This window comes from Wolbachia endosymbiont of Drosophila willistoni (assembly GCF_040084705.1).
Lineage (GTDB): Bacteria > Pseudomonadota > Alphaproteobacteria > Rickettsiales > Anaplasmataceae > Wolbachia > Wolbachia pipientis.
Window position 1 is genome coordinate 17,161 of record NZ_CP157591.1, and the last position, 12,416, is coordinate 29,576.

Below are 12,416 nucleotides of genomic sequence, written 5' to 3' on the forward strand. Positions count from 1 at the left end.
TAAGAAGTATAAGTAAAGTTAAATTATCGCTCTCTCTTTGATAACATGGCGAAAATGTCTTATTAATCCTTGAATCGGCCAAGCTGCAGCATCGCCAAGTGCGCAAATTGTATGTCCTTCTATTTGAGTTGTAAGGTCAAGCAGCTTATCTATTTCATCAGGCTTAATATCTCCTGCCACCATCCTCTTCATAATCCTCCACATCCATCCAGTACCTTCACGGCATGGTGTGCATTGTCCACAGGACTCATGCATATAAAAGTGTGATAACCTCTCTATTGCAGCTATTATATCAGTTGATTTATTCATCACTATTACAGCAGCAGTACCAAGCCCTGATTGTGCAGTTCTTAATGAATCAAAATCCATTTCAATAGTATCACATATAGATTTTGGAATTAATGGCACTGAAGACCCACCAGGTATTACAGCAAGTAAATTATCCCAACCTCCTCGCACTCCACCTGCGTATTTTTCAATTAATTCACGTAATGGAATTCCGAGCTCTTCTTCAACATTACACGGGTTGTTTACGTGCCCTGAAATACAAAAGACCTTGGTACCAGTATTATTTGGTTTACCAAGAGATGCAAACCATTCTCCTCCGCGATTCAGAATATCTGGAACCATGGCTATAGTTTCAACGTTGTTTATTGTGGTTGGGCAGCCAAAAAGTCCAACACCTGCGGGAAATGGAGGCTTCATGCGAGGAAAGCCCTTTTTTCCTTCAATTGATTCGAGTTGAGCTGTTTCTTCCCCACATATGTAAGCTCCTGCGCCCCTATGGAGAAACACATCAAGATCATAACCTGATTTGCAGGCATTTTTTCCAATTAAACCTTCTTTATAGGCTTCCTCAAGTGCTTTTTTTAGAACTAAATATTCATTATAAAATTCACCCCTGATATAAATATATGCAACTGATGCGCTGATCGCTTTGCCGGCCAGGAGAATTCCCTCAAGTAACTTATGTGGCTCATATCGCAATATATCTCTATCTTTACATGTACCAGGTTCTGACTCATCTGCATTGACTACTAAATATGCTTTTGGGAGATTTTTGGGCATAAAGCTCCACTTAAGGCCGGTGGAAAATCCTGCACCCCCTCGACCTCTCAAACCAGATTTCTTTACTTCATCAATGATCTTTTCTGATCCTAAATCCAGTAATTCCTTTGTTTTTTGCCAGCTACCACGTTTTTTTGCACCCTCAAGTAGTGGAGTTCCTTTACCATTTAGGTTGGTGAATATTTTGTCTTGTTCTTTTAGCATGTTTTTCAAAATTTGTGAGTGATCCCGACGCGATTCGAACGCGTGACCCACTGATTAAAAGTCAGTTGCTCTACCGGCTGAGCTACGGGATCATTTCATTTTTCAGCTATACTAAACATCAATACAGTTTTTATCCGTTTTAATCAAACTAAAATTTTCATGTGTGGTTAAATAAATTATATAATATACTGCGTTAGTGATAATTTAGTTAAAAAATCTATGAATAATTTAAAAAAATTTCCAAAGGAAAACTTCTTGTTAATTTTCAGTTCACAGATTTATTTGGATGGTGTGACGTATAACGCTAAGGAGACAAAAAAATAGAGAAGTGTGTACACCCTGCAGAATTTGTACACTATTTAGCAATAGCCTAATAGATAAATATTTCTTGCATTTCAGCCTGAGTGATTTATGCTTTAAGCAAGAATTACCTGGGGGTATAGCTCAGCTGGTAGAGCATCTGTTTTGCACGCAGAAGGTCAGCGGTTCGATCCCGCTTGCCTCCACCAGTCTATACAGCTCTAGCCGCCACAAAACCTGTCAAAGCAGCTTATTTTAATCTATGAGGATTTTATACTATTTCCCTGAAAATCTCTATTTCTTTTCGTAACTTTTCTCTACACAAGTAATGTTGGTTATTACAATTGTAATATATACTAACTTAACAATAAATTAATCAATAAATGTTAGAATACTAACAATTAATTTATTGGTAACGCCTATGAGTGGAAAAAAGCATGTTTTTAAGATGATACCTGGAAAAGAGGTGTTTAGAAAAACCCCGACTACAAGGATAAAGTGGCCTGAAGGTAATGATCCTACAATGCCTATTAAAAAAGTTGAGCTTGTATCGCTGGATGATAAAAACGATGTAGTACTAGGCTTATTGCCTATAAAACTTTGCAGCAGTTCTTGCCTAGACAGTTACATATGTCTGGAGGAAGAAAATGAAGGAAATCTGGTAGCCAAAGATTATAAAAGTGATTCTAACTTAGATTATGTAAAAAGTAACCATACATTTGTATATTACGGTAATGAGTTGGCTAAGTTATCATATACAAGAGAGCTTGTGCAGCCTTTCAAAACTATGTGTAGCAGTTCTATTAAATCAAAAAAATTGGAATACAAATATGTAACATGGGAAGATTCAGATACTGGCAACAATAAATATTATTTTTCAGACGAGGCAGGAAATATAATCGATTCACCTGACAATGAGGTATTACAAGACATTATGTTATACTACGGTGAGAGACATATAAGAGATGTGCTACTGTTGCTATCAAACGCGTTTACTAAAGTTTTTATTCAGGGCCTAACAGACGGCCAACTAAAAACTCTTGCCAATACTCTTAGTAACGAGCAACTGCAAAAAATAATTCCTGAACTGAGCTCAAGCCAGTTGCAGGCCTTAGCAGAGAACTTAACAGATGAACAACTCCAAGCTTTAGTGGATCATCTAACCAATCACCAGCTAAAAACCCTCGCTCAGGAACTAAATCCAGAAAAGTTACAAATAATTGTTCCTATTTTAAATGATACTCAGCTTGAAGCTCTAGTGAGAAAATTAAATTCAGAGCAAGTAAAAGAAATTTTACCTCACTTAAAAGTGGATCAGTTCAAAGCACTTATTAAAACTTTAAATGACGAGCAATTTACAGTGCTTGCAAAAGACTTGGCTGAGCACCACTTGACAATACTCTCCAAAGAATTAGAAGGTGATCAGTTGAAAGCTTTAGTAAATAGTCTGCAAGAAGAACAACTGAAAGACTTAGTTAATAAGCTTGATCCTGAGAAACTCGAAGCAATTGCTCAGGATTTAACTGATTCTAATAAGATTCAGATTATCATTAAGTCTTTAGTTGACAACCCAGACAAACTTCAAGCTTTTGCTCGCAATATGTCTAATGAGCAGTTTAAAGAACTTTTGGATAACGTAGGCGCAGAAGAGCTTAAAGACATCATTCACAAACTGCCTTATGAGAAAGTGACAGCTGTGATCGGTGATCTCAGCAATCAAGATCAGTCTAAAGCTATTATTGATGCATTAAACGGGAAACTTGACGAGCAGAGTAAACAGAACAAGGAAATGATTGAGATGCTCAAGCAAATCAAGGACGATATGCCAGGCATTGCAGAAGCTCCAGATTTTACAATAGTAGAAAACAATAACGATTCAATGCTACTTGTATGGTAGCAATTTATGAAAATCAATTTTTTTATAGGAGGTAACTTATTATGAGTAAAAACAATGTAGAATTATATTTTGGTGACGAGCCTTCAGACCAAAGTAAATTACTAAAACTTGAGAGCCCGGTTTTTACAAAACCAGATTTTGTAAAACCAAGTATAGATTCAGTAAAAATTCAGAATAAAGAAAAAGGTGCTAAGGAGTTAGATTTTGATATAAATCAGCCACTGGAAAAAATACCTATAGCGGAAATGAAGCAAACAGCCGCAGCTATAACATACCTTAAAAAGGTTTATGATGGCTTGATAGACAGTATTAATGAGTATAACACAAGTTTAAGCAGTAACATTACAACTGGCATAGTGGAGCCACTGTCAACAACTATATCAAATATAGGGAACAATACAACTGAAATAAAAAGTCAACTTCAAACTCTTCGAGATGAGCTTCAGGAATTTCGTGATGATCAGCCAGGCATTGCAGAAGCTTCCATATTCCCTCATGCTACTGGCGAAGAGAACGGGTTGCTTTAATAAAAAAGGTAATAGCTTGCTAGCTGTTACTCTTTCCACATACCACTTCAATGTAGCTGAATTGATTTTAAAATTATAATTTTTTATAGGAGTTAGCATGAATAATAGTAAACAAGAAAGCAAAAACGAACTTAAAGTAATAAGCAAAATAGAAGTTAACACCAAACCTAAAGGTTATGATGAAACAGTTGCGCGAAATCCAGCGCAGCTTGGTTATGTCCACAAAGCTTTAGATAAATTAATCGCAGAGCTGAACACGAAATTCGTTCCTGAATTGGATGATGTATTGCATAACAATAGCAACTCTATCAGTCAATTAAATGACATGCTAACAGAAGAAAGGAGTAAGCTTGACGAGCTAATTACAAAGGTTGGTAATGAAAATAGTGGTTTAGTACAGAGCCTGAATAACTTACAGACAAAAGTAGAGGAATTAGAAAACAATACCATTAATGAACCAGATTGGGGTTAAACTGGAAAGAGTAATAGTCTCTAGGCTGTGACTCTCTCTACATACCGTTTCAATACAGCCAGGTTAAGGAATCTATTTTAAAACTTTCGGCATATAGTTCTCATCATGTTTTGCAAACACTGTATCTGCAAGAAAAGTACTATTATCAAACATTTTACCTTGCACAACAACACCACTTTTTTCTGAAAACATTGGTGGAAGTATTCCCTGATATTTCACCATAACGCTCTTATTAAAATCTGTCATTTGAAAAATCACTTCACTTTCGTTGCGTATCACGCTATTTTCAACAACCATTCCACCAACACGGATTAGTTTTTGACCATTTGGTAAAACTATTGCCTCACTTACTGTATAGAAAAATGAGATATTTTCTTTGAGCGTTGTTAAAATAAAAAAAACTGCACAACTTAAAAAGCAGAAAATTCCTGAAGTTATAAGTAATCGCTTATGTTTCTTCTTCATGATTATCTTTCAGGCTTTCTAGAATTTTTTTACTTTTAGTATAACAAGAAATGGTAAAAATTAGCTCTCCAGCAATCAGCGTGAAACTAATAAGGTAAGCAAAAATTACATATGTATTCATAATGCATTATCAATAAATAACTCACCTGCATCAAAATAAATTAAGCTTCCATCCTTTTGCTGCAACACCAATTTACCACTTTTATCTATATCAGCAAAAATTCCTTCATACAATTTGTCAGCTAACTTTACACTGATTTGCTCATTCATTTTGAATGCTTTTTTTAACCACATTTCTCTTATAGCATAAAACCCATCAAGTAGCCATTGCTTTCTTAGCTTATTAAAATTTATTATTAATTTCTTTAATAGATCTATGTTAGACACAGACTCACCGTAATTGCTAATGCACGTTGTTCCTGGAAGTGGTGCATGACTGACATTAATTCCAATTCCTATAATGAGCCAATTCGAATTGGATCTTTTTTCAAGCAATATTCCACTTATTTTCTTGCCATCGATTAGAATGTCATTTGGCCATTTATACTGGAGATTTAGACCATTTATAAATGACAGTATAGCATTTCCAACAGCAAGAGCAGTAACAAAAGTCAATTCTGTTAATTTGCTAACTTGATTCATTAAACCTCTTTCTATCATCCCAGTATTTTCCCCAGTGCTTGACACATAACTATGCGAACATTGCAATTTGCAGGTGGTATGTGGTGTCATTCCAGTGCGTGACACTGGAATCCAGTTCTTATTACACAGTTGCCTGATGTGCCCATTTGTAATTAAGTTTTCTGGATCCCAGTGCCAGGCTACTCGGATGACATCATCCTTGGTGGGAATACCACAACGTTTGTACAGTTGTGTGCTTGACCATTCTTCTTGATTTCTAGATTCCAGCGTCACGCGCTGGAATGACACCGAAAGCTGGCTTTCATTCAGATAATCGTTAAAGAGGTTTATTACCAAACTTGCATAAAAATTACCCTCTGGAGAAATCCAGTTTTTTCCGGTGCGCCCCCTGCCTTCTGTTTGTTTATCAGCAACAATAATAGTTTCATTTGATATTCCTTTATCAATTAAATCCAACGCTTCTTTATTAGTGCTTGAAACTTTTTTGTAATGATGAATATGAAAACCCTCAGGGGTCACCTTGTCAGCCCTTTAGTTCAATGAGTGAGTAAAACGTACAAGAAAAGAACGAGGTTGATCAGCGAAGCCACCGAAGTGATAATGAATAGGCCCTTAGAATAAGCAACCTTATTACCACTAGCTTTATCGAAATACATAGCTTTTATAATATTTAGATAATAGTAACACGATACAACACTCGCCACCACAAGGGTCAAAGACAGGCTGATAAAGCCAGAATTTATTAAACTTTTGAATATAAAAAATTTAGCGATAAAACCTGCAAGTGGAGGTATTCCCGACATCGAGAGTAACAGTACAGAAAGATGAAATGCTACAATTGGGCGTTTCTTCCCTATACCAGATAAATTTGCAATATCACAATCTTCATCGTCAATTTGTACAAGATATGAGAATAGCCCTATGCTTGTGATGATATATATCACCAGATACATTAAGGCACTATCTGTTCCTGCTTGTGTAAAAATAGAAAGTGAAGCAAATATAAAACCAATGTGACCAATTGAACTGTAAGCAAGCAGCCTTTTTAAGTTTTGCTGACGTAAGGCCCCAAAAGCTGAGATAAGAACAGACAATGCTGAAACGTATAAGAAAATAGGCTGAACATAACTTTTTACATTTACTAACTCTTCATTCATCAATCGAATTAAAAATGTTACAAGTGCAGCTTTTGGGGCCGTAGAAAAAAACGCAGTTACTATGGTAGGTGCACCTTGATAGACATCTGGAGCCCACATATGAAAAGGAGCAATAGCAAGCTTGAAACACAAACCAATTAGGACAAAGACTAACCCAAAAACTATTCCATAAGTTATCTGATGGTTTTGCAAGAATGAACCGAGCTCAGAGAAATTGACTTGTCCTGTATATCCATAAAGCAGCGACATTCCATATAGCATAATGCAGGAAGATAATGCACTGAGTGTAAAATATTTCACTCCTGCTTCACATGAATAAATCGAATCTTTATTAAAGCTCGCAAGAACATACAAAGATATACTCATCAACTCAAAAGCTAAATAAAAAGAAATCAGACTATTTGCTGAAACCAAAGTTATCATGCCAAATAGCGCAAAAAGAATCAGCATTGAAAATTCATACTTATAGTCATATTTTGATAAATTCAGCATCAAAAGTATTAAAATTCCTGTGCTGAGAATTAACCCTTGGGCTGACCTGATGTATAAATTGAGTTTTAACAACGAATTAAAGAGAAAAATTTCATTGTTTTCTGCCGAAAGAATTAAAATAATCAAAGTTACCACTGTGCAGCCAAGTGCTAATAAGTTGATAGTTCTGCGGTTAAATATAATCCCAAGCAGCAGCAACACTAACGAGGAGATAATAGAGAACGTTTCCGGCAATATCTGTATATAATTCATAGCGCATTATATTTGACTAACAAATTTGCCATACATGGCTTCAAATAATTCAGTGCAAGGGTTGGGTAAAATCCAAGCAAAATAACAAACACTGCAAGCAGAATTAAGACAGAAAATTCTATGCTATCCAAACGGTTATTTAATAATTTAGAATAGCTAACCCCCCATATTATTTGCTTACATAAATTCAGCATATAAACTGCGCTTAAAATAGTGCCAAGTGCGATAAATCCTGTAAAAAACCCTATGCTCTTAAACATTCCAACCATAGCCAAAAACTCACCTGCGAACCCAGATGTTCCAGGTAGCCCTATTGAAGCCATTGAAAATAAAATGAACATAAAACCAAATTTTGGCATTGTGTTTACTATGCCAAAATATTTTGCAATCTCCAAAGTTCCAGTTCGAGTATATAGCATTCCAACACATAAAAATAAAGCAGCAGAAATAAGGCCATGACTAATCATTTGAAATATGCTACCCAGTACTCCTTCCTCACAAAATGAAAAGAGGCCAGCAGTAACGATCCCCATATGTGCTATTGAAGAATAAGCTATTAACTTCTTTATATCATCTTGAGCAAACGCAACTAGAGAAGCATATATCACCGCAATAATGCTCAGCACAACAACGAAATTTGAAAAATACAAACTTGCCTGAGGAAGCATTGGAATAGAAAACCTTAAAAATCCATATCCCCCCATTTTAATAAGCAAGCCAGCTAAAATCACAGATCCAGAAGTTGGTGATTGCACATGTGCATCAGGAAGCCAAGTGTGAAATGGAAACATCGGTACTTTTATTGCAAAAGAAATAAAAAATGCAATCCACAGCAATGACTGCACTTCAAGATCAAGGCTTGGCACTAATGTAGCTAATTTTTGTATATTAAACGTTCCAAAAATGTTATAGATGTAAACCAATCCAAGTAGAAATAATAATGAGCCAGTTAATGTATAAAGAAACAACTTAAACGTTGCATATACCCTGTGTTTTCCTCCCCAGATGCCAATAATAAAGAACATTGGTATTAAAACAGCTTCAAAAAACACATAAAAGCTTATAGCATTCAGTGAAACGAAAAAACCGACTACAAAACTCTCAAGCAGTAGAAACAATGCCATATAGGCTTTTAGGGTCGTATAACTCATTTTGCAGTTGTAGAGTATACAAATTACAAACAAGAAAGTTGTAAGCAGAAGGAAAAGCAACGATATACCATCTATCCCTATTCCAACATTTCTAATTGGGTAGCTGACAAACTGAAAGTCCGCATTGTTATAATCAAATTCTATACAAGCTACAATGCTAAGCAAAAATGGAAGTACAGCAAAAAATAGAGCAAGGAATCTTAAGTGTATAGATTGATGATTAATCCTGATTAAGGATAAAATCAACGCTCCTATCAGTGGAAGCAAGAATATACTAAGTAACAACACCTTCTATTTAATTCCAATAATATATAAAGCACCGATTATTAGAGTAACAAACATAATAAATGCATAATCAAATATATAACCAGTTTGTAACTTTATAGAACTTTTTGAACATTCATTAACCAACCTTACAACACCATTTGGTCCAAATGAATCAATAGCCTTAACATCAAACTTCCATAGAAGCCTAGATATAAACCTTATCGGTGCAATTATAACAAACTCATACACCTCATCAAAGTACCATTTATTCTGCAAAAACTTAAGTAAAAATTTACTCTTAATTTGCCTAATTACTTGATATTGGTAAATTAGGTACGCAAGTGCTATTCCACTTAGGCTTGCTAAGGTTGGCAGTAGTTTTATAAAGAAATTATGAACTCCATGCTCATCAATCATCACTAAACTTGATTTCCAAAACGCATTACTAGTTATGTTCAAAATATTTGCTCCCCATATTCCAGAAAATACTGATCCAAAAGCGAGTATCAGTAATGGTATAAGCATAATCTTTGGTGCCTCATGTATATTAATTTTACTTTGTTTTTGGCTGTGGAACACAAGAAGCAATAACCTCCAAGAGTAAAACGCTGTGAAGAATGCAACAACTAAGCTTATTACAAAAGCAAAGCTATCCGTGCTATAAGCATGTTCAATTATCAAATCCTTTGAATAAAAACCTGCAAATGGGAATATCCCAGAAAGCGCAAGAGATCCAATCCACATGAGAGCGTAAGTGCAAGGGATTTTCTTCCAGCAATTTCCCATTTTCTGAATGTTTTGCTCATGATGCATTGCATGAATCACATTGCCAGCACCAAGAAATAGTAGAGCTTTAAAAAAAGCGTGTGTCATTAAATGAAAAATAGCAACATTGTAAGCAGAAAGCCCACATGCCATGAACATATAACCAAGTTGACTGCAGGTTGAATAAGCAATTATTTTCTTTATATCGTTCTGAGTAATTGCAACGGTGGCTGCAAAAAAAGCAGTGAGTGCTCCAACGATAACTATTAATTCTCGTGCCACATTTGATAACTCAAACAATGGAGAACACTTTGCTACTAAAAATATACCTGCTGTTACCATCGTTGCTGCGTGAATAAGTGCAGAAACAGGAGTTGGCCCTTCCATTGCATCTGGCAACCAAACATGTAAACCAAGCTGTGCAGATTTACCCATACAGCCAATAAAAAGTAATATGCATATTATATGAGTTACTTTGAATTCACAGCAGAATGCCCTAATGTTCTGCGTGCCAAGAAGATCAGTTGTGTCAAAAACTTCAGTAAAATTCAAAGAGTGAAATGTATAATAAATAAGAAAGATTCCAATCAATAGTGCAAAGTCTCCTACCCTATTCACAACAAATGCTTTAATTGCTGCATTATTTGCAGAATATTTTTGGAACCAAAATCCTATGAGTAAATAAGAACATAGGCCAACCCCTTCCCAGCCAAAAAAAAGCTGCACGAAATTATCGCTTACAACCAGCACAATCATGCAAAACGTAAATAGCGATAGGTAAGAAAAAAACCTCGACTTCCCCTTATCATGCTCCATATAACCGATAGAGTAGAGATGTACTACCAGTGAAACGGTGGTAATAACAATAAGCATTAAGGATGAGAGAGCATCCACACTAATTGCCCAATTTACTTTTAAGATGCTCAATGAAAACAAAGGAAATAAACTCAAGTGATAATTTTCAGAGAAGGTGAGAAAAACATACCAAGATAAAACTGCAGATATTCCAATCCCTGCCGTTGTAACTAACTGACTTTTTCTAAAAAGTGCTGCAAATAGCGAACCAAAAAGTGGCAAAAATACTATTAATTTCAGTATATCCATCATACTTTCATTCTTTCATTAAATTTGCTTGTTCAACATCTATATTGCCACGGCTTCTATAATATACAACCAATATTGCAAGCCCAACTCCTGACTCTGCTGCCGCAACAGTCAACACAAACATCACAAAAATTTGCCCAACTATATCATTCATAAAGGCAGAAAAAGCAACTAGATTGATGTTAATCGCCAACAATAATATTTCTATTGATAACAATATATTGATTATGCTCTTACGGTTGATGAAAATACCGCACACCCCAACAGTGAACAAAATAGCAGCAACTATCAAAAAATGATTTAATCCTATTTCCATTCCACTCCTTTTCCAAATTTAGCCTTAACCAATTTTACAGATGAAGATTGCGTCAATTGCTTTAATACATTCTGTTTTTTAACTCCTTTTTTCTTGTCCTGCAAAGTAAGAGCAATTGCACCGACAATTGCAACAAGTAGCAAAATTCCAGAAAGATGAAAAGCGTACATGTAGTCAGTGTAGAGCAAATTACCGATAGCTTTCACGTTATTGGCATTATAGTTTATAACATTACTTATATTCAGCGTTGAGCTGCGGATTACAAAACTGATAATCAAAAAAAACACACCACACAATATAGCACCAAGAGTGAAATGCTTCGCAAAACCCTGGCGCAATCTTATGTAGTCAATATCGAGCATCATAACTACAAAGAGGAACAACACTGCAACTGCACCGATGTATACTATCAGTACCATCATAGCGATGAATTCAGCTCCAAGGAGAATGAAAAGCACTGCAGAGTTAACGAAGGTGAAAATTAAAAATAATACTGCATGCACAGGATTTCTTACACTAATTACGCATACAGCAGATAAAATGCTAAGAATTGCAAAAAAATAAAAGAAAAAAGGCATTGATACTTTAACTGCAACAATAGTTACTAATTTAAAGTGACTATCGTTGTAAAGTCAATATTATATTAAACGTTTGAAAACATTGTACTACAAAGCTCCAGCTCCATTTTAAATTATTATACAGAGCGCTTTCTAAGTGCTTAATCAATACACTAAGTCCTTAATTTATCAATATATAATATGTGTATGTTAGTAATTAATGGCGGCTCAAAGTGTACAACATATTTGGTTATTTTAAAAGCAACAATAGTTCTAACGCACAAAGTAGCAGACTAGATGGAGAAAGTTATCAATACACCACAAGAGACTATATGACAATTTACTTTAATAACACATTAGCAAGTTTCAGTAGATCATTGAGAGAATTTAAAGAAAAAGCGTATGGATTTATGTATGATATCGGAACTTGGTTGAAAGAAACATATGAAAATCTCACTGAACGGCCTGCAACGCATAATCGCTATACCCCAAAAGAAAAACCCCTTGTTGAAGTTGAAGAAATAGAAATGAAGGAACTAAACCGTACATATAAGCCATTCCAAACTCCACTTATCCACCCAACAAGCAGAAGTTCTGGTGCCAATACCTCAAATCAAGTTGTTGTTACTCGACATACACCTGAAACTACTAAAACAAAATAGATGTAAAACCTACGTTTAAATATGTAGTACTTGAGTGAAGCATTCTTTAACTGTTCTATTCAATAAAACCTTTACAATATTTCAATCATAGGTTTAACTTTACGAAGTTATAATCTAT

13 protein-coding genes and 2 tRNA genes are annotated in these 12,416 nt (G+C 35.2%); 5 read left to right on the plus strand and 10 right to left on the minus strand.

Translation table 11 applies throughout. The annotated features are described in order from the left end of the window. Window positions 1-18: 18 nt before the first annotated feature. Window positions 19-1,272 carry an NADH-quinone oxidoreductase subunit NuoF gene (nuoF, locus tag ABL518_RS00100; RefSeq protein WP_010082369.1) on the minus strand — a complete coding sequence of 418 codons (1,254 nt, stop codon included), beginning with the start codon at window positions 1,270-1,272 and terminating at the stop codon, window positions 19-21. Between the two features lie 19 nt (window positions 1,273-1,291). Further along, window positions 1,292-1,364: transfer RNA gene (locus ABL518_RS00105), tRNA-Lys, on the minus strand. A 341-nt stretch (window positions 1,365-1,705) separates the two neighbouring features. On the opposite strand from ABL518_RS00105, the gene ABL518_RS00110 reads away from it, so the two are divergent. The 4 genes from ABL518_RS00110 (at window position 1,706) to ABL518_RS00125 (ending at window position 4,468) form a co-directional block, all read left to right on the plus strand. Then, window positions 1,706-1,781, plus strand: a tRNA-Ala gene (locus ABL518_RS00110). A gap of 212 nt (window positions 1,782-1,993) precedes the next feature. Next, a complete protein-coding gene (locus ABL518_RS00115; protein WP_010082370.1) occupies window positions 1,994-3,469 on the plus strand; it encodes a magnesium transporter MgtE N-terminal domain-containing protein in 1,476 nt (491 codons plus the stop codon). 41 nt (window positions 3,470-3,510) lie between these two features. After that, on the plus strand, window positions 3,511-3,996 hold the full coding sequence (locus tag ABL518_RS00120; RefSeq protein WP_010082371.1) for a hypothetical protein: 486 nt from the start codon (window positions 3,511-3,513) through the stop codon (window positions 3,994-3,996). A gap of 97 nt (window positions 3,997-4,093) precedes the next feature. Next, window positions 4,094-4,468 (plus strand): hypothetical protein, encoded by a 375-nt coding sequence (locus ABL518_RS00125; protein WP_010082372.1) that lies wholly within the window; start codon window positions 4,094-4,096, stop codon window positions 4,466-4,468. Window positions 4,469-4,540: 72 nt separating this feature from the next. On the opposite strand, the gene ccmE is transcribed toward ABL518_RS00125, so the two are convergent. Genes ccmE through ABL518_RS00165 form a run of 8 tightly spaced genes read right to left on the minus strand, consistent with a single transcriptional unit; the run spans window position 4,541 to window position 11,657 of the window. Then, window positions 4,541-4,933: a cytochrome c maturation protein CcmE gene (gene ccmE / locus ABL518_RS00130; RefSeq protein ID WP_010082373.1), complete on the minus strand. Its 393-nt coding sequence runs from the start codon at window positions 4,931-4,933 to the stop codon at window positions 4,541-4,543. Continuing rightward, entirely contained in the window at window positions 4,917-5,054 is a 138-nt protein-coding gene (locus tag ABL518_RS00135; RefSeq protein ID WP_010962957.1) for a hypothetical protein, read from the minus strand. Before ABL518_RS00135 ends, ccmE begins: the two co-directional genes overlap by 17 nt. After that, window positions 5,051-6,094 (minus strand): biotin--[acetyl-CoA-carboxylase] ligase, encoded by a 1,044-nt coding sequence (locus ABL518_RS00140; RefSeq protein ID WP_010082374.1) that lies wholly within the window; start codon window positions 6,092-6,094, stop codon window positions 5,051-5,053. The genes ABL518_RS00135 and ABL518_RS00140 overlap by 4 nt, the downstream gene beginning before the upstream one ends. 17 nt (window positions 6,095-6,111) lie before the next feature. Further along, window positions 6,112-7,476 carry an NADH-quinone oxidoreductase subunit N gene (locus ABL518_RS00145; protein ID WP_095742783.1) on the minus strand — a complete coding sequence of 455 codons (1,365 nt, stop codon included), beginning with the start codon at window positions 7,474-7,476 and terminating at the stop codon, window positions 6,112-6,114. Further along, window positions 7,473-8,915 (minus strand): NuoM family protein, encoded by a 1,443-nt coding sequence (locus tag ABL518_RS00150; protein WP_010962955.1) that lies wholly within the window; start codon window positions 8,913-8,915, stop codon window positions 7,473-7,475. Before ABL518_RS00150 ends, ABL518_RS00145 begins: the two co-directional genes overlap by 4 nt. A gap of 3 nt (window positions 8,916-8,918) precedes the next feature. Then, window positions 8,919-10,766 carry an NADH-quinone oxidoreductase subunit L gene (gene nuoL, locus ABL518_RS00155; protein ID WP_022626390.1) on the minus strand — a complete coding sequence of 616 codons (1,848 nt, stop codon included), beginning with the start codon at window positions 10,764-10,766 and terminating at the stop codon, window positions 8,919-8,921. Window positions 10,767-10,770: 4 nt separating this feature from the next. Beyond that, window positions 10,771-11,079: an NADH-quinone oxidoreductase subunit NuoK gene (nuoK, locus tag ABL518_RS00160; RefSeq protein ID WP_010962953.1), complete on the minus strand. Its 309-nt coding sequence runs from the start codon at window positions 11,077-11,079 to the stop codon at window positions 10,771-10,773. Continuing rightward, on the minus strand, window positions 11,070-11,657 hold the full coding sequence (locus ABL518_RS00165) for an NADH-quinone oxidoreductase subunit J (RefSeq protein WP_010962952.1): 588 nt from the start codon (window positions 11,655-11,657) through the stop codon (window positions 11,070-11,072). Before ABL518_RS00165 ends, nuoK begins: the two co-directional genes overlap by 10 nt. Before the next feature lie 212 nt (window positions 11,658-11,869). Between ABL518_RS00165 and ABL518_RS00170 the strand changes: the two genes are divergently transcribed. Continuing rightward, window positions 11,870-12,298: a hypothetical protein gene (locus ABL518_RS00170; RefSeq protein ID WP_010082321.1), complete on the plus strand. Its 429-nt coding sequence runs from the start codon at window positions 11,870-11,872 to the stop codon at window positions 12,296-12,298. Window positions 12,299-12,416: the final 118 nt, after the last annotated feature.